General features: G+C 68.2%; 13 protein-coding genes. 3 read left to right on the top strand and 10 right to left on the bottom strand.

Annotated elements, in window-relative coordinates; all coding sequences use genetic code 11:
- Positions 1-190: 190 nt before the first annotated feature.
- The 4 genes from JHW38_RS22130 to JHW38_RS22145 form a co-directional block, all read right to left on the bottom strand.
- Positions 191-3094 carry a TonB-dependent receptor plug domain-containing protein gene (locus JHW38_RS22130; protein ID WP_207523444.1) on the bottom strand — a complete coding sequence of 968 codons (2904 nt, stop codon included), beginning with the start codon at positions 3092-3094 and terminating at the stop codon, positions 191-193.
- Between the two features lie 252 nt (positions 3095-3346).
- Positions 3347-6307, bottom strand: coding sequence for a TonB-dependent receptor plug domain-containing protein (locus JHW38_RS22135; RefSeq protein ID WP_207523445.1), 2961 nt, complete (start codon positions 6305-6307; stop codon positions 3347-3349).
- A 582-nt stretch (positions 6308-6889) separates the two neighbouring features.
- A complete protein-coding gene (locus JHW38_RS22140; protein ID WP_207523446.1) occupies positions 6890-7732 on the bottom strand; it encodes a hypothetical protein in 843 nt (280 codons plus the stop codon).
- Between the two features lie 157 nt (positions 7733-7889).
- Entirely contained in the window at positions 7890-8816 is a 927-nt protein-coding gene (locus JHW38_RS22145) for an Hsp33 family molecular chaperone HslO (RefSeq protein WP_207523447.1), read from the bottom strand.
- 191 nt (positions 8817-9007) lie between these two features.
- On the opposite strand from JHW38_RS22145, the gene mtgA reads away from it, so the two are divergent.
- The 3 genes from mtgA to JHW38_RS22160 all read left to right on the top strand — a co-directional run bounded on the left by mtgA (position 9008) and on the right by JHW38_RS22160 (position 11358).
- Positions 9008-9757 carry a monofunctional biosynthetic peptidoglycan transglycosylase gene (gene mtgA / locus JHW38_RS22150; protein ID WP_207523448.1) on the top strand — a complete coding sequence of 250 codons (750 nt, stop codon included), beginning with the start codon at positions 9008-9010 and terminating at the stop codon, positions 9755-9757.
- Between the two features lie 154 nt (positions 9758-9911).
- On the top strand, positions 9912-10970 hold the full coding sequence (locus JHW38_RS22155; protein WP_207523449.1) for a glycosyltransferase family 2 protein: 1059 nt from the start codon (positions 9912-9914) through the stop codon (positions 10968-10970).
- Complete coding sequence (locus JHW38_RS22160; protein ID WP_207523450.1) at positions 10930-11358, top strand: CBS domain-containing protein; 429 nt, start codon at positions 10930-10932, stop codon at positions 11356-11358. The genes JHW38_RS22155 and JHW38_RS22160 overlap by 41 nt, the downstream gene beginning before the upstream one ends.
- A 134-nt stretch (positions 11359-11492) precedes the next feature.
- Here the strand turns inward: JHW38_RS22160 and JHW38_RS22165 are convergent, their stop codons facing one another.
- From JHW38_RS22165 to JHW38_RS22190, 6 genes are all read right to left on the bottom strand, one after another.
- Complete coding sequence (locus JHW38_RS22165) at positions 11493-13454, bottom strand: AsmA family protein (RefSeq protein WP_207523451.1); 1962 nt, start codon at positions 13452-13454, stop codon at positions 11493-11495.
- Positions 13455-13594: 140 nt separating this feature from the next.
- Positions 13595-14272: a PAQR family membrane homeostasis protein TrhA gene (trhA, locus tag JHW38_RS22170; RefSeq protein ID WP_207523452.1), complete on the bottom strand. Its 678-nt coding sequence runs from the start codon at positions 14270-14272 to the stop codon at positions 13595-13597.
- Positions 14273-14438: 166 nt separating this feature from the next.
- Complete coding sequence (locus tag JHW38_RS22175; protein ID WP_207523453.1) at positions 14439-14690, bottom strand: hypothetical protein; 252 nt, start codon at positions 14688-14690, stop codon at positions 14439-14441.
- 157 nt (positions 14691-14847) lie between these two features.
- Positions 14848-15336 (bottom strand): hypothetical protein, encoded by a 489-nt coding sequence (locus tag JHW38_RS22180; RefSeq protein ID WP_207523454.1) that lies wholly within the window; start codon positions 15334-15336, stop codon positions 14848-14850.
- A 5-nt stretch (positions 15337-15341) separates the two neighbouring features.
- Positions 15342-16946, bottom strand: coding sequence for a peptide chain release factor 3 (locus JHW38_RS22185; RefSeq protein ID WP_207523455.1), 1605 nt, complete (start codon positions 16944-16946; stop codon positions 15342-15344).
- 186 nt (positions 16947-17132) lie between these two features.
- Positions 17133-18083: a peptidoglycan DD-metalloendopeptidase family protein gene (locus JHW38_RS22190; protein ID WP_207523456.1), complete on the bottom strand. Its 951-nt coding sequence runs from the start codon at positions 18081-18083 to the stop codon at positions 17133-17135.
- Positions 18084-18097: the final 14 nt, after the last annotated feature.

Below are 18097 nucleotides of genomic sequence, written 5' to 3' on the forward strand. Positions count from 1 at the left end.
CATCCCCGCGAAGGCGGGGATCCAGAGACTTCAGCGCCCTGCCTCGGTAAAGCCCTGGATCCTCGCCTTCGCGGGGATGACGGCTCGTGGAAGGCGCGGCGACCCCTGGCCGAATCCGCAAATCCGAATCCCAAAAAAAAGGAGGCGGGCCGAAGCCCGCCTCCAACGACTCGGATTGCCGTGTTTCTTATTAGAACCGCATCGTGATGCCCATGGTGTAGTAACGGCCCAGGGTGTCGTAGAACTGCGGGAAGGTGTTGCCGCTGTTGAAGCCGGTGCTGCCGATGTTGCTGCCGACGACCGGCGGCTTCTTGTCGGCGATGTTGTTGACGGTGAAGTTGATGCGGGCGTTCCACGGCAGCTCGTAGGCCATGGTCAGATCGAAGTAGTCGTAGGAATCGATCGAGGTGTAGGCCGGGAACCACTCGATCGGGCCTTCTTCGACGTCGACCGAGCTCAGGTGGCGCCAGTTCAGGCCCAGCTCGAAGTCCTTGATCGACCACACCGCGCGGAAGTTCGACTTGTAGTCGTACACGATGCCGGCGATGACGTTGCACGAGACGCCGTAGACGCCGACGCAGTCGTGCTTCGGCACCTGCGGGTCGCCCTGGTAGTCGTACTTGTCGGTCTTGGTCAGATCCAGCGAGAAGTCCAGGCGGCCCCACTCGTTGGACAGCGGGATGCCGTAGCGGACGCCCAGATCCCAGCCGCTGGTGGTGATGCGGCCCTTGTTCGAGCGGTCGAGGAACGGACCGCGCGCTTCGCCGTTGAGCGAGCCGTCCTGCGGTTCGCGCGCGCCGATCATCAGCTGGCACATCGGGTGGCTGATGCTGAGGGTCGGGTTGTAGCGCTGGTCGTAGCAACCGAACAGCGCGTCGCCGAGCACCGGACGGGTGATCGCGTCCTTGATGTCGATCTTCCAGTAATCCAGGGTGATCGACAGGTCTTCGACCGGCTGCCACACCAGGCCCAGGGTCTGGGTGTCGGCCTTTTCCGGGCCCAGGATCGGGTTGCCGCCGGTGAAGGCGTTGGCCTGGCCCGCGCTCGGCGGTTCCACGCCGTCGGCGCTGTTGATGATCGCAGTGGGCACGCCGGTGGCGACGCAGAGCTGACCGACCGCGCCGTTCGGGCCGCCGTGCTTGGCCAGTTCGGAGGCCTGGCAGGGGTCGACCGCGGTGTTGTCCAGGCCGGTCACGACCGGCTGGAACAGCTCGTTGACGTTCGGGGCGCGGGTCGCGCGCTGGAACATGCCGCGGAAGCGCAGCGATTCGATCGGCGCCCACTCCAGGCCGTACTTGTAGCTGCCGTAGTCGGTGTCGGTCTGGCCCGACTTGAACTGGCTGTGGCGGTAGCCGGCTTCGAAGTTCAGGGTCTGCGCGCCGGTCTTGCCGCTGATCAGCGGAACGATGGTTTCGACATAGGCCTCACGCAGGGTGAAGCTGCCTTCCACGTCCGGGTTGGCGCCGCCGGAGCCCTGCACTTCGTTGGGATCGCGCGAGGCCGCGTCGGCCTGGTTGCGCGCGTCGAGCTTGCGGCCTTCCAGGCCGAACGCCAGACCGATCGGGTAATCGGCCCACGGGCTCTTGAAGTTGTCGCCGAGGTCGCCGTTGATCGAACCCGACCACACTTCCTGTTCGACGCGCTGGGTGGCGAAGGTCAGCACTTCCAGGAACTTCTTCGAGTCCTTGCTGATCGAGCCTTCCGGGCCCCACAGATTCAGCGGCACGCAGCCGCCGGTCGGATCGACGCAGGTCTTGCCGTCGAGCGACAGCAGCGCCTGCTGGGTGCGGGCCTTGGACAGGAAGCCGGCCGACACGGTCAGCTGATCGGCTTCGCCGTGCGACCAGTAGGCGTCGTAGCGCCAGTTGTCGGTGATGTCGCCGCGCACGCCCAGGGTGGCCTGGAAGACCTTGTTCTGGAAGTCGGTCGAGCGGGTGCCCAGCTCGGTGGTGCGGCGGTTGAGGGTGGTGCTGACGGTGCCGGCGCTGCCGACCGCGCAGGGGCCGCCGGTCACGCCGAACTCGGCGCACAGCTGCTGGCGCGCCGGTTCCGGAATCAGCGGGTTGCCGATGCCCAGATCGAAGCGGCCGCCGAACAGGCCGCCCGGGGCGATCTGCGAGAACACGTTGGAACGGGTGTACAGCAGCTGGGTATAGGCCTCAGCGTGCTTGTTGATCTCGTAGCGGCCCAGCGCAGTGGCCTGCCAGCGGTCCAGTGCGGTCTGGTTGAAGTTGTACGGGTTGTAGTTGAACGGCGTGACGATGCCGTCGAAGCGGCCGGTGGCCGGATTGATCTGGCCGAGGCTGCCGGCGCGGGTCGGGATCGAGGTGCCCGAGCCGCCGGCTTCGCCGTTGGTCGAGTCGAGATTGAATTCGGAGAAGCCGCGCGAACCCTGCAGCAGCGGGTCGTTGTCGGTCTTGCCGAGGCTCAGCACGAAGTTGCCGCGGCCCTCGTCGAGGTTCATGCCCATCGTGACGGTGGTGTTGCGGCGGTCGCCGTCCTGCTTGCTGGACTGGCCGTAGCTCGAGTTGACTTCGATGCCTTCGAAGTTGCGCTTGAGCACGAAGTTGACCACGCCGGCGACCGCGTCGGCGCCGTACACGGCCGAGGCGCCGCCGGTGACCAGGTCGACGCTGTCGATCAGCGCGACCGGAATGACGTTGGTGTCGACCACGCCGAACAGGTTGAACGGAACGACGCGGCGGCCGTCCATCAGCACGACCGTGCGGTTGTCGCCGAGGCCGCGCAGGTTGACGGTCGCGCCGCCGTTGGCGCCGTTGTTGGTGCCCGGACCGATCGAGGGCACCGCGCCCGGAACGATCTTGAGGAAGTCTTCCGCCGCCACCGGCTGGGTGCGGGCGATTTCTTCCTGGCTGACGGTCATCACCGGGCTGTTGGTGGTCAGGCCGGGGATCGAAATGCGCGAGCCGGTTACCTGGATGCGGTCCAGGGTGGTCGCGTCTTGCGCAGCCGCGGGTGCAGCGGCCGGGGCTGCGTCCTGGGCGGCAGCCAGACCGGTACCGGCGAGGCTGGTCACGCCCACGCAAAGCGCGAAAGTGATCGCGTCGCGCAGCTTGTTGGTCTTCAGGGTCATCTCTCTCTCCAAGTCTGTACCTGAAAGAATGGGTTTCGTGCATAGAGCTGAGCCAGTCGGCGCAAAATTGAAGGCCTAAATTGGCAAAGCCGGCTCGATGGTAGACGCCCCTGAGGAATAATTAAAGTGTTGTTAAAGCCCGGCTGTCGTCGCATTACATTTTGAGACGGTCGTCGGCACATAAAAAAACAAGGCTCCCCGAGGGGAGCCTTGTTCGTTGTTGCGGTGCAGCGAAATCGATCTGGCGATCGATCAGAAGCGCTGCTGGTACTTCATGTACACGAAGCGGCCGATGTCGAACTGGCCCTGGTACGAGACGTTGGCGCTCGGCTGGCTGTACAGGGTCGGGCCGACGTGGTCGAACACGTTGTTCGCACCGATCGCGACGGTCGCATTCCACGGCGTAGCGACGCGGAATTCGATGTCGTGGAAGGTGTTGGAACCCAGCTTGTTGATCGGACGAGTCTGCGCGGCGTTGGCGGCGCGGAAGGCCGGCGTATCGCACTCGCTCGGGAACAGAGCGGCCGACAAGCAGGTTTCCTTCTGCGACGAGTAGTAGCGCGCGCCCCAGGTCGCGCTCAGCGGACCCTTCTCCCAGCTCAGGCTGGCGTTGGAGCGGATGCGGAACGTACCGGTGAAGCCCGGCGACGTCGCGTAGCCGACCAACTGCTGCGGCAGACCGGTGGCGCTGGTGTCGGTCTTGATCTCGTCGTTGACCGTGTACGTGGTCTGCCAGTTCAGGGCGAAGTTACCGATGCTGGTGGGCAGGCGGTAGTTGACTTCCAGGTCGTAGCCTTCGGCTTCGCGGTAACCGGCGTTGATACTGGCGAAGGTCATGCTGTTGACGTAGCCCAGCACCGGATCGCGGGTGAACGCGGTGCAGCGGCTGGCGTCGCCCGAGATGTAGCAGTCGTTGAGCATCTGCGTCGGCGAGTCGGCGACGATGGTGTCTTCGATCTTGATCTTCCACCAGTCGAGGCTGGCGTTCAGGCCTTCCACGAAGCCCGGGCTCCACACCACGCCCAGGGTGCGCGACTTGGAGGTTTCCGGAATCAGGTTCGGGTTGGAACCGGAGAAGAACGCCACCGGGGTCTGCGAGTTGGTGCCGCCGGCCGGGACGAAGCCCTGCTGCAGCTGGCGGAACGTCGCCGCATTGACGATGTCGCGCGAGCAGTTCGCGTTGCCGCGAGCCGAACCGAAGGTGCTGTCGCACGGGTCGGTGAAGAACGCGAAGGTCTGCGAGCCGCCGCCGTACAGGTCGTTGATCGTCGGCGCGCGGAAGCCCTCGGCGATGGTGCCGCGGACCAGCAGCGAGTCGATCGGCTTCCACTTGAAGCCGAACTTGTTGTTGACCGTGTCGCCGAAGGTGCTGTAGTCGGAGTAACGGCTGGCGACCGAGAAGCTCAGCTCCTTGGCGCCCGGCACATCGGCGAGCAGCGGAATCGCCAGCTCGACGAAGAACTCGTCGACGCTGTACGAACCGTTGGTCGGGCCGCCGGCCAGGGTGGTCGAGTTGCCGGTGACCGCCTGCGCGTCCGGAATGAAGCGGCCCTGCTCCTTGCGGTGCTCATAGCCGAGCGCGAAGCCGAAGTCGCCGCCCTGCAGGGCGAACAGCGAACCCGACAGGTTGGCGCTGTAGACGTTGGTTTCGGTCTCGCCGCTGGAGTTCAGGCGCTGGAACAGGAAGTCCTGCAGCGCCTGGTTGCCGGTCAGGCCGCCGTCGCCGGTGCGACCGAACGGGATGAACGGATTCCACGGCACGCACTGGGTCAGCGGGATCGGGTTGGTCGGGGTGCCGCACTGGACCACGCCCTGGCCGTTGAGGAACGACGGACCGACCGCCTGCTTGGTGCGCTCGATGTTGAGGTTGCCGTAGTTCTCCTGGGTCACCTTGTTGTTGTTGTACAGGTAACCCACGTCCCAATCGAAGTTGCGCTCGCCGATTTCGAAGCTGCCTTCCAGGCCGGCGGCGAAGCGCCAGGTGGTCGAGCTCGGCTTGTCGACGCGCGGCACTTCCCAGGTACGGCGCCAGAAGTTCACGTCCTGAGCGGCGACGCCGTTGCCCGGGCCCCACTGGGTGCCGACCGGGTTGTAGTAGCTGTCCTTCGACATGCGGAAGCCGCCCGGGATCGGGCCGGCCGACGCGCTCTGGAACGGATAGCCGGCGACCTGACGCTCGGCGTCGCGCTGCGAGTACAGGATGTCGCTGCGGAAGCGGACCTTGTCGGTGATGTCGAACACGCCGTTGACGAACAGCGCGCGGCTCTCCAGCGGAGTGCGCAGGTGCGTCTGCAGGTTGGTGTTGCTCTTGTCGACGGTCGAGCCGTTCGGATCGGCGGCGCTGGTGCCGGTGTTGGTGTTCAGCGCGTGGTAGTTCGACAGACGGCGCCAGTCGCCGCCCTGGTTCAGCACGCGGTTGCCGCCGTTGGCGGTCGGCAGGTTGATCACGCCCCACTGGCTGACCGTGGTCCAGTTGCGGGTCGGGTGCATCGGACCCTGCGGGAAGGCCGAGAAGTCGCGGTCGCGCGCGAACACTTCTTCTTCCTTGCGGTATTCCACGGCGGCGGTCAACGAACCGCGGTCGCCGGTGAAGCCCAGGACGAAGTCGGCGCGGGTGGTGGCGCCGTCGCCCTCACCGTACTGGCCGTAGTAAGCGCTGGCGGTCGCGCCTTCGAAGTTGGTGCGGGTGATGATGTTGACCACGCCGGCGATCGCGTCGGAGCCGTAGATCGACGAGGCGCCGTCCTTCAGCACTTCGATGCGCTCGACCGCGGCGGTTGGGATCAGCGAGACGTCCTGCAGGCCGCTGGTGCTGATGCCCAGACGCTTGCCGTTGACCAGGATCAGGGTGCGCTGGGCGCCCAGGTTGCGCATGCTGATGAACTGGCCGCCGACGTTTTCGCCGGCCGACAGCGGCTGTGCGCGGCTGATCGCCGGGGCGCCGGTGGCGGAGATGTTCTGCAGGATGTCGGCGACCGACTGGAAGCCCTGCTTTTCGATATCGGCGCGGGTGATCGCCAGCACCGGCTGGGCGGTCTCCAGGTCGACCTGACGGATGCGCGAACCGGTCACTTCGATGCGGTCGAGCGTGGTGGCCTTTTGCTGCGCCGGCGCATTCGCTTCCTGCGCAACGGCGACACCTGCGATGGCCGTCGAGCCCACTGCGAGCGCGAAAGTGATCGCGTCGCGGAGCTTGGTGGTCTTGAAAGTCATTCTCTCTCTCCGAAATCGGTCTTGATGAACCCCGTGAATCCTGGCCAGAGGCGTCAAACGAAACGCCAAGTTCCGGCAAGGTTCGCCGATGCTAACCGTGGCCTCGGAAAAATTAAAGTGTCGTTAAGTGTCGGGATGTGACGCGGCACGGGGCGCACGCCAGCCATATTTTTGCCGGCACGGCCTGATCCAGCACGTCGCGGAGTTTGACCGAATCGGCGAAATTTATAGACGTAATCCGCATTCAGGCGAGCTTTTACGTGGCGTCCCAACGGCCTGGCGAAGCCGCTCAGCGGCAGGCGCGTTGTGCGCCTGTGACCGATCGGTACAAATACACACAATTTTTACAAGCGCGCCTGGAGCAGCGGATCTGCCGGTTTCGGGCTTGCGAAAGGGCCGCCAGCGGTCGCAGGCGATGATCGTTGCGCGGCCAGACGGTCAGGCACGCAGCCGTTCGGCGGCCTTTCGGTGTCGGGCATTAGCGGAAAAGGGAGCGACGGACGCCGCAACGGACGCTGGCCTGGACGGCCGGCAGCGCATGAAGGCGGTTGCGAAGGAGTGGCGGCGCGGCGCGCCGCGGACTTACAGGTCTTGTTCGTAACGGACGTAAGGCACGGTGCCTTCGTCCTTCTCGCCGTTGCCCGGAGCGAACGGGTTCTTGCCGCGGGTGACGACGTTTTCCGCGCCGACGGTCAGCTGGCCGCTCCACGGGGTGCGCCAGGTCAGGCCGACGCCGAGGCCTTCCCACTGGCCCGGCTGGCCGGGCGTGTCGACCACGCGGCCGACGATGTTGGCGCCGAAATTGCCGTAGGCGGCGCCCAGGGTGATGCTCTTGCTGTTCCAGTGGTCGGCCAGGTTGGGCATTTCGCCGGCCGGAATCAGCTTGGCGCGAGCCCAGGTGCCGCCGATGGAGACCATCGCCTCGCGGCCGATGTTCTTCTGGCCGTAGACGGTGAGGGTGTTCTGGTCGACCCGGCTGGTGCGGCCGTTCGGGCTCATCCACGCCGGCAGGGTGTCGCGGCCGTTGCCGAGCGACACGCCGACGCGGCCGCCGGGGCGGCTGAGGCTGGCGCCGGCCGAAAACTGGCGGTTGTCGTTGCGGTCTTCGTCGTCGAGCGCGGCCAGCAGGCAGTGGTTGGCGAGGTTGCCGATCGCCCCGGCCAGGCCGGACTTGCGGTCGCACACCAGGCCCAGTCCGTCGCCGCTGTCGAGGCCGAGGGTGGCGTCGACGGTGTTGGCGCCGCTCTTCCAGCGCATGCCGGCGCGGTCGGCCGGCTCGAGCTGCAGCAGATACTCCAGCTTGCCGTTGTTCTGGTTCCACACCGGCAGGTAGGTGGTATCGCGCTTGGCCTGCGCGTGCGCAGCCGCCGCCACGCCGAGGGCGAGCGAGAGTGCGAGCGGCAAGTGGCGCAAGAGCTTGGGCATCGTGACTGTTGGTGGCGCGGACCGTCGTTAAGACCGAATGAAGCCGGCCGAGTTCCCCGGAATTACGGATCGACTATAGAGGGTTTATGTTTATTTAACAATCGGAAAACGGTCCCAGATCGCCTCGAAACGGTGCCTGCGGCGACCGCCGGTCGGGTTATTGGACCCGTTGCGGGGCGTCCATCTCGACCGCGGCGGCGGCGAACAGGCCGGCCACCTCGTCGCCGTCGAAGCGGTAGGTCTGGCCGCAGAATTCGCAGCGCACCTGGGCCTGGCCGCCGGCGGCGTCGACCGCGGCCTGCGCCTCGTCGCGGCCCAGCGAGACCAGCATCGCCTCGACCCGTTCGCGCGAGCACGAGCAGGCGAAGCTCAACGGCTTGCCGCCGAGCACTTGCGCGCCGTCCTCGTGGAACAGGCGGTGCAGCAGAGTCTGCGCCGGCAGCTCGAGCAGTTCGCCGTCGCGCAGGGTCTCGAACAGGGCGCCGACCCGGGTCCAGCCGTCCTCGTCGCCGCCGTCGCCGGGCAGCTTCTGCAGCATCAGCCCGGCCGCGCGCTCGCCGTCGGCGGCCAGCAGCAGCCGCGTCGGCAGCTGTTCGGACTGGCGGAAATAGCCTTCGAACGCGCCGGCCAGCGAGTCCGACTCCAGCGCCACCAGGCCCTGGTAGCGGATCGGCTCGCGCCCGCCGACGCTGGGGTTTTCGATGGTGATCGCCAGCACCGCCTGGTCGCCGAGCTGGCCGAGGTCGCGCGAGACTTCGCCGCCTTCTTCGGCCAGTTGGACGATGCCGCGCAGGGTGCCGGCCGCGGTGCATTCGGCGAACAGGGTGCGCAGGGCGCCGTCGCCGCGCAGCTGCACCGACAGGCGGCCGTCGACCTTGGCGTGGCCGGTGAACAAGGCCGCGGCGGCGGCGGCTTCGCCGAGCAGTTCGGCGGCGGCGGCCGGGTACTCGGCGCGCTCGCGGATCTGGCGCCAGGTCTCGTCCAGGCGCACGTGCACGCCGCGCACGCCGGCCGTTTCGATCAGGAAGCGGGTCAGGCGGTCGTGGCCGTCGGCGGCGGGCGGGGCGTGTTCGGCGGTGGTCATCGGGTGCGTACTCTCATACATAGGCGTGCACTGCGGGCCGCCGCGGTGGACGCGGCTTGGCGGATAATGCGCACGTTCCTGTGAACAGGGGGATGTAAAACGATGCGGTTGCGAGCGGTGCGAGCGAGGCCGACACGGCGGGCAGACCGTCCTGCGGCAAGAGTGGGGACGCAGGTGCGCCAGTGCAAGGTTTGAGCGCCCCGACTCCCGGGCCGGCCGAGGCCCCCGCCGCGCCGCCGCGGCGCGGCCGGCGCTGGTTGCGCTGGCTGATCGCGCTGCCGTTCCTGTTCCTGCTGGCCTCGACCCTGCAGGTGGCGGTGCTGCGCTTCGTCGATCCGCCGTTCTCGGCGTTCATGCTGATCCGCCAGTTCGAGGCCTGGGGCGAGGGCGATTTCGGCTTCCGCCTGGCCCAGGACTGGCGCGGCCTGGACGAGATCTCGGCCGACGTGCCGGTGGCGCTGGTGGCCTCGGAGGACCAGAAGTTCGCCGATCACTTCGGCTTCGATCTGGCCGCGATCGAGAAGGCGCACAAGAACAACGAACGCGGGCGCAAGGTCCGCGGCGGCAGCACCATCAGCCAGCAGACCGCCAAGAACCTGTTCCTGTGGGGCGGGCGCAGCTGGGCGCGCAAGGGGCTGGAGGCCTGGTACACGCTGCTGATCGAGACCTTGTGGCCGAAGCACCGGATCATCGAGGTCTACGCCAACATCGCCGAGTTCGGCGACGGCGTGTACGGCGCGCAGGCCGCGGCGCGCACGTATTTCGGCAAGGACGCCAGCCGCCTCGGCCCGGGCGAGGCCGCGCGCATGGCCGCGGTGCTGCCCAATCCCAAGCGCTACAGCATCGCCAAGCCGGGGCCGTACGTGCAGCGGCGCGCCGCGGCGATCCAGCGGCAGATGCGCAACATCGGCGGCGACGGCTATCTCAAGCAGATCGAGTGACGGCGTCGCTGCGGCGCCGGCCGAGGCCGCGCTTGCGCAAGCCGCGTCCGCCGATGCCGCGCCTGCCGAAGCCGCGCTCATCGAAGCCGAGCCAACCGAAGCGTTGCCCGCCGAAGCCGTGCCCGTCACGGCGACCGCCGCTACTATTCGCGGCATGAACCGCGAACGCGTCACCGTCGTGTTGGCCGCCTTCGACGAGGCGCAGAGCCTGCCGTTGCTGCAGCCGCGCATCGCCTCGGCGCTGGACGCGCTGGCCGGCGACGGCGTCGACGGACGGGTGCTGTACGTCGACGACGGCAGCCGCGACGCGACCTGGGCGATCCTGCAGGGCTTCGCCGCGGCCGACCCGCGCGTCGGCCTGCTGCGGCTGTCGCGCAATTTCGGCAAGGAAGCGGCGCTGACCGCGGGCCTGGACCGGATCGAAGACGGCGCCGCGCTGATCCTCGACGCCGACGGCCAGGATCCGCCGGAGCTGATCCCGAAGTTCGTGGCCAAGTGGCGCGAAGGCTTCGATGACGTCTACGGCACCCGCCTGGAGCGCGAGGGCGAGGGCTGGCTCAAGCGGTCCAGCGCGCATGCGTTCTACCGGGTGATCGGGCGGCTCTCGCGCACCCCGATCCCGGCCGATACCGGCGATTTCCGCCTGCTTTCGCCGCGCGCGCTGGACGCGCTGCGGCAACTGCGCGAGCGCCACCGGTTCATGAAGGGCCTGTTCGGCTGGATCGGCTTCAACCGCGTCGCGCTGCCGTACCACCGCGGCGCGCGGGTCGCCGGGCGCAGCAAATTCAGCTTCTGGCGATTGTGGAATCTGGCGCTGGAAGGCATCACCGGTTTCTCGACCGCGCCGCTGCGGCTGGCGACCTACCTGGGCCTGGCGACCGCGGCGCTGGCGTTCGCGTTCGCGCTCAAGGTGGTGGTCAAGGCCTTGCTGTTCGGCGACCCGGTGCAGGGCTGGCCGACGATGATGGCGGTGATCCTGTTCCTCGGCGGCGTGCAGCTGATCGCGCTGGGCCTGATCGGCGAATACCTGGGCCGGCTGTACGAGGAATCCAAGCAGCGGCCTTTATATCTCGTCGACACCTGGCAGCCGGCGGCGGGAGTATCCTCGGGCCAGGCTCCATCGCCCAGCCTTGCCGTTCCCACGTTCCCCACGCTCGCGGAAGGAGACGGTCGTGCGCACAGTCAGACAGCTGTTGGAGGCGAAAACCGCTGAGGTTTTCGCGATCGGCCCGGACGCGCCGGTGATCGAGGCGATCCGCCTGATGGCCGAAAAACGCATCGGCGCGGTGCTGGTGATGGACGGCGCGCGTCTGGCCGGGATCCTGTCCGAGCGCGATTACGCGCGCAAGATCGTGCTGCAAGGGCGTTCCTCGGCGGACACGCCGGTGCGCGACATCATGACCGCGCAGGTCGTCAGCGTGAGCCTGGGCGACACCGCCGAGCGCTGCATGCAGTTGGTGACCGACAAGCGCATCCGCCATTTGCCGGTGCTGGACGATGGGCAGGTGGTCGGCGTTGTGTCGATCGGCGATCTGGTCAAGGCGGTGATCGAGGATCAGCAGGTCGAGTTGGATCAATTGCAGCGGTATATCGCCAGTTGATGGAGCGATGCGTCGTGGTTGCGTTGTCGCGGTCGCGGCTCGCGCCGCTCCTGCAGAAGTTTCGTATCCGACTGTAGGAGCGGCGCGAGCCGCGACCGCGAAAAGACGACTGCGACGAAACCGCGCACGCCGCGTCAATTCACCACATGCTGCGCGCAGCCGGTGTCCTTGCCCGGCCCCAGCTCCAGCGTCGCCAGCAACGCCGCCGGCGGCGCGATCGCGCCGAGCGCCAGCGCCGCGGCGCCGCGCAGGCCCAGGCGCTTGTAGTCCGGCCGCGCGTTGGGTTGCTTGAACGTGCCGGTCACCAGCAGCGGCGTGCGCAGCGCCAGCAGGCTGCGGTCCTTCGGCCGCGGGCGGATCACCAGGTCGAGCTTTTCCTGGTTCAGATCGATGGTGCCGTTGCCGATCAGCACGGTGTCGCTGGTGTCGAAGGCCAGCGCCTTGGCCGTCATCACGCCGTCGCGCACCGCGAAGTCGCCGAAGCCGCAGCGGATCGGGATCTTGTGGTCGCCGGTGAGCTTGAACTTGAGGATCTCGGCCACGTCGATGCCGGTGAATTCCATCAGCAGGTTGCTGATCTGGCCCTGGCCCATGCCGACGGCGACGCTGCCGTCGCTGCTGCCGAGCATCTTGGCGATGGAATTGCCGCTGCCGGCCAGTGCGATGCGGCCGCCGATCTTGCCGACCGCGTCCTGGCCGAGCTTCACGTTCGGCATCAGCTTGGCCAGGGTCAGGCGCTGGGCGCGGATGTCGGCGCGGGTGCGCAGGGTCGGCGCGCGCGCGTCCATCGTGACGGTGGAGCGGATGTCGCCGTCGGCGACGCCGAAGTCGAGCGGGTCGAGCTTGAGCAGGCCGTCTTCGAGCAGCAGCCGCGCGTGCATGTCGTCGAGCGGCCAGCCCGGCGCTTCGATGCGCGCGGCCTTGAGCTTCACGTCGGCGTCCATCGAACGCAGCTTGTCGAGGCGGTACGGCGTGTCCGGCAGCAGCCGCGCGCTGGCGTCCTGGCGCGCGTGCTGCGCGGCGAGTTCGGGGTTGGTGCTTTCGCCGCGGCCTTGCTGCGGCGCGGCGCCGACGAAGCCGGCGAGGTCGTCGAAGTCCAGGCGCTTGGACGCCAGGTCGGCGCGCAGGTACGGGCGCTTGCCGGCGGTGTCGACGCTGGCGTTGCCGGACAGGTCGCTGTCGCCGACCTTGCCGGTGAAGCCGTCGTAGCGCCACAGCGCATCGCTGCGGCGCAGGCGGCCGTCGAGCGCGTACGGCGGGGTCGGCGGAATCGCCACGCCGATCAGCGGATACAGGTCGGCGAGGTTCTTGCCGCTGAGCGCGAACTGCAGATCGAAATTGCGCAGATGGAACGGGTCGACCAGCTCGCCGCGGGCATGCGCGCGGGTGGCGCCGGCGGCGGCGCGCAGGTTCAGCCGATACGGATTGCGGGTGTCGCGCAATTCCAGCGGCGATTCGGCGCGGCCTTGCAGGGTGAAGGCGTTGTTCTTCCAGCGGCCCTTGCCTTCGACCTCGACCGGCGGCGCGGCGTCTTCGCGGCGCGGCTGGCGGCTGGCGATATCGAGGCGGATGTCGGTCTTGTCGGCCGGGTCGAGGAATTCCAGGCGGCCGTCGTCGATCCAGATGCGGCGGAAGGTCGGCAGTTCGCCGCCGCCGCCGTTGTCGAACACCCAGTTGCCGCCGTGCTCGCTATCGCTTTGCAGATAGACGCGCGGCTGGGTCAGGCGGATGTCGGGGATGCGGATTTCGCCCTTGAGCAGCGGCCAGAACTCGATCGCCAGTTCCAGCCGCTGCGCGCTGGCCATCAACGGCTGCTTGGCCCACGGCGCGTTGGCGAAGCTCAGCGCATCGGCGCGGATCACCGGCACCCGGCCGAGTTCGACGTCGAGATTGCCGCCGATCTCCAGCTTGCGGCCGGTGCGCGCTTCGACCTGGCGTTCGACCGGGCCTTTGAACCAGTTCCAGTCCCACAGCGCGATCAGCACGGCCAGCGCCAGCGCCAGCAAGCCGAGCGCGGTCAGCCAGGGATGGCGGCGCGGCCACGCGCGCGGCGCGGCGACGGGGGATTCGGGGACGGTAGCGGTGGGAGAATTCATCGCGAGAGCGCGCGGGCGGCCGCGTCGGCGGGTTCAGCGTGCGGCCGGCCCGCGCAGGGGCCTGTTCGCTGCGGTGGCCCCACCATCGCGAGGCTGCGGTAAAGCGAGGGTGAATGCGCGGTGGAGACCGCGCAACGCGTTCAGGCCGTCAGCGCCTCGGGCGCGGGCACGACCTGCGACAGCACCGCGACGTAATGGCAGACGCTGCCGCCGATCACGAACAGATGCCAGATCGCATGCGAATACCTCAGCTGGGGGCGGTGATAGAACACCGTGCCGAGCGTGTAGCACAGGCCGCCGGCGAGCAGCCAGCCCAGGGTCCAGGCGTCGAGCGCGTTGAGCAGCGGCTTGATCGCGACCAGCACCAGCCAGCCCATCGCGATGTAGATCGCGGTCGACAGCAGCTTGAAGCGGCCGGTGTAGAACAGCTTGAACACGATCCCGGCCGCGGCCAGGCCCCAGATCGCCGCGAACAGGCCCCAGCCCCACGAACCGCGCAGGCCGATCAGGGTGAACGGGGTGTAGGTGCCGGCGATCAGCAGATAGATCGCGCAGTGGTCGAACACCTTCAGCCGGCCCTTGGCGACGGGGTGCTGGATCGCGTGGTAGAGGGTGGAGGCGATGTACAGCAGCAGCAGGCTGATGCCGAACACGATCGCGCTGCCGAGTTGCCAGCCGTCGCCGTACAGCGCGGCCAGGGTGATCATCACCGACCCGCCGGCCAGCGCGGCGGTGGCGCCGAGACCGTGGGTGAGGGCGTTGGCGATTTCCTCGCGGATCGAGTGGTCGCCGTGTGCGGGGGCGTGGGCGGCGGTCATAGTCCCTGCATCCTAACGCGCTCGCGGGCGAATGCCCGCTGCGGCGATGAACGGACTGCTGGGGTTAAGTGCGCGGTGTCGCGGATTGGCGACGAAGGCGGGATCGTCGCGCGCCGCCGTCCGCCAGGTCCGCGCCGGCGCCGCGACGGGCGCCGGCGCCGACTCATTAGCTTCCCGGGGCGGAAACCGGACCCTGGCCCGGCATCATCATGACGCCGACGATCGCCACCGCGATGCCGCCGAGGTTGATCAGGAACGGAACCTTGGCTTCGCTCCAGTGCAGGATCACGTACACCAGCATCACCGGCGACAGCAGCAGCGAACCCAGGCCCCACCAGATGCTTTCCTGGAACGCCAACACCAGCAGCCACAGTCCCGCGCCGAAGCAGATCAATCCGCCCACGACCATCAAGATCATCGCCAACGCGCCCATACCCTTCCCCTGCAGAAAGCCGGCTCCTTGCCGGCACCGACATGCTAGCTCAACGGGTGCGGTCGGCAGGGGCCGAACGATGGGGGCCGAACAATGGGGCGATTGTCGCGACGGGCGGGGCGGCGCGCGGACCGGCGCTGGCCTACTCGAGCTCGTTGAGCCGGCGGATGCGGCGCAGCCGGCGCTGGATCTTGTGCGGCTTCGGGAAGCGGTATTCCTCGACTTCGACCAACAGCCCGCAGCCCTCGCCGAACGCCTCGCGCATGGCGTACAGGCGGCCGTTGCCTTCGAACGCGAGCCAGCGTTCGCCGTCGGCGACGACCTTGATCTGCGAGACCGAGGGGATGATCTCGCTCAACGCGGCCAGATCGAGGGTGCCGCGCGCCAGCAATTCCTCGCGCCGCGCCGCCAGCGCCTGCGCGCGGGCGCGGGTGGCCTGCAGCGCGGATTCGCGGTCGATGCGGTGGATCGGATGCAGCGCGTCGAGCGGCACCAGCGCCTGCGCCTTGTCGCTGCGCAGGCGGTGGATGTCCATGACGACCTTGCCCATGTAGGCGTCCTTGTAGTCGAGCGCGGCGACTTCGCTGCGCTTGCTCAACAAGTACAACCACCATTGGCGCAGGCGCGACATCGGCTTCAGTCGAGCGCGACCGCGTGCGCGTGTTCGCGCGTGGCCAGGAACTGCACGCCCGGCGCGCGTTCCTGCGCCAGTTGCAGGTTGACTCGGGTCGGGGCGAGGTAGACCAGCTGGCCGGCCGCGTCGACCGCCAGGTTCATCGCGTTCTTCTCGCGGAATTCCTCGAGCTTCTTTGCGTCGTCGCAGCGGATCCAGCGCGCGGTCGCGACGCTGACCTGTTCGAAGCTGGCGTCGACGCCGTACTCGTCCTTCAGCCGGTAAGCGACCACGTCGAACTGCAGCACGCCGACCGCGCCGAGGATCAGGTCGTTGCTCATCAGCGGGCGGAAGAACTGGGTCGCGCCTTCTTCCGACAGCTGCGCCAGGCCCTTCTGCAACTGCTTGAGCTTGAGCGGATCGCGCAGGCGCGCGCGCCGGAACAGTTCCGGCGCGAAGTTGGGGATGCCGGTGAACGACAGGTTCTCGCCTTCGCTGAAGCTGTCGCCGATCGAGATCGTGCCGTGGTTGTGGATGCCGATCACGTCGCCGGGGAACGCGGTCTCGGCGATCTCGCGGTCGCTGGCCATGAAGGTCAGCGCGTTGGCCAGCTTGAGTTCCTTGCCGGTGCGGGTGTGGAACGCCTTCATGCCGGCGTTGAACTTGCCCGAGCAGATGCGCATGAAGGCGACCCGGTCGCGGTGCTGCGGGTCCATGTTGGCCTGGATCTTGAACACGAAGCCGGTGAGCTTGTCCTCGGTCGGCTGGATCTGGCGGCCGGTGGTCTCGCGCGGCTTCGGCGCGGGCGCGTGCTCGACGAAGAAGTCCAGCAGCAGTTGCACGCCGAAGTTGTTGACCGCCGAGCCGAAGAACACCGGGGTCTGCTCGCCGGCCAGGTACTTGGCCTTGTCGAACGGGTGCGAGGCGCCTTCGACCAGCTCGAGCTCCTCGCGCAGTTCGGCCAGCATGTTGTCGCCGATGCGCGCGGCCAGGGCCGGGTCGTCGATCGAGGCGAAGATGGTCGAGTCCTGGCGGGTGAAGTTGCGGCCCTGTTCGTACAGGTGCACCTCGCCGGTGATCAGGTGGACCACGCCCTTCAGGCGCGAGCCCATGCCGATCGGCCAGGTGATCGGCGCGCACTGGATGCCGAGCACGCTCTCGACTTCGTCGAGCAGGTCGATCGGGTTCTTGCCTTCGCGGTCGAGCTTGTTGATGAAGGTCATGATCGGGGTGTCGCGCAGGCGGCACACCTCCATCAGCTTGATCGTGCGCTCCTCCACGCCCTTGGCCACGTCGATGACCATCAGCGCCGAGTCGACCGCGGTCAGCACGCGGTAGGTGTCCTCGCCGAAGTCGGCGTGGCCGGGGGTGTCGAGCAGGTTGACGATGCAGTCCTCGTACGGGAACTGCATGACCGACGAGGTCACCGAGATGCCGCGCTCCTTTTCCAGCGCCATCCAGTCCGAGGTGGCGTGGCGCGCGGCCTTGCGGCCCTTGACCGAGCCGGCCATCTGGATCGCGCCGCCGAACAGCAGCAGCTTTTCGGTCAGGGTGGTCTTGCCGGCGTCGGGGTGCGAAACGATCGCGAAGGTGCGGCGGCGCAGGGCTTGCTGGGTGACTTCGGACATGGGAACGGCGCGCCCGGGGCGCGTCGGGTAGGCAGGAGAGGGCGGGGATTATACCTGCCGGCCGGGCGGGCGCTTCGGCTGCCCCCTGTAGGAGCGACGCGAGTCGCGACCGCGACACCCGGCTTCCGGCGCGAGATCGAGGCCCCGCGGTCGCGACTCGCGTCGCTCCTACAGGGGGCTCTCGGGTTACCGGGTCCCGCCGGACAGGCGCAGCGGGCCTTGCGGGCCGGTCATGCGGAACGGGATCGACTCCAGCCGCATGCCGCGGTTGACCTGGACGGTGAAGTGCAGGTGCGGGCCGGTGCTGAAGCCGGTGTTGCCCGACAGGCCGATCTGCTGGCCGGCGCGCACGCGCTGGCCGACCCGCACCAGCACCCCGTCGTCGGCCTTGAGGTGGGCGTACAGGGCCATCGTGCCGTCGTCGTGGAGGATGCGCACGAAGTTGGCGCGGTCGCCGAACTTCTCCAGGTTGAGCCCGGCCTTGTCGAAATCGGACTCGACCTGCATCACCGTGCCGTCGCGCGCGGCCAGCACCGGGGTGCCGATCTCGGCCGCGAAATCGATCGCGTAGCGGTGCTCGGGCTCGGTGTGGCTGAAGTGGCCGCCGTAGCCCTGGTCGATGCGGAACTGCTGCTGGCGCAGCGGCAGCAGGTATTCGGCGTTCTGCGGCCGCGCGCGCGGGTCGCCCGGCACCGAGCGCATGCTCAGTTCGAAATCGCCGCCGCGGCTGGGGTCCTGCGCGCTGAGCACGCTGACCACCGCGCTGCCGCGCGGGTCCAGGGTCAGGCTGGCCGGCAGCAGCGGGCTGCCGACGATGTTGTTGCTGCGGTTGAAGTCCAGCCGCACCTCGATCGGCCCGGCCAGGCTGTTGTCGGCCCAGGCCAGGTAGCGGTCGCCGTCCTGCTGCACGCGCAGGCGCGCGATCGAGCTGGGCTCGGAGCGGAACGGGATCACCTTGACTTCGGCCGCGCCGGTGGCGCTGGCGACCGATTCGCTCGGCGCGCGGTCGCCGTAGTGGGTGACGCCGTTGCGGTCGGTCCAGCGGTACAGCTTGCCGGCCAGCGCGCTGCCGGCCGCGAGCGCGAGCGTGGCGGCGAGAAGGGTGCGGCGGAGGGCGGAGGAGATCGGACGCGGCATGGTTCGGCGCAGGG

Origin of the sequence: Lysobacter enzymogenes (assembly GCF_017355525.1) — a bacterium.
Classification (GTDB): domain Bacteria; phylum Pseudomonadota; class Gammaproteobacteria; order Xanthomonadales; family Xanthomonadaceae; genus Lysobacter; species Lysobacter enzymogenes_C.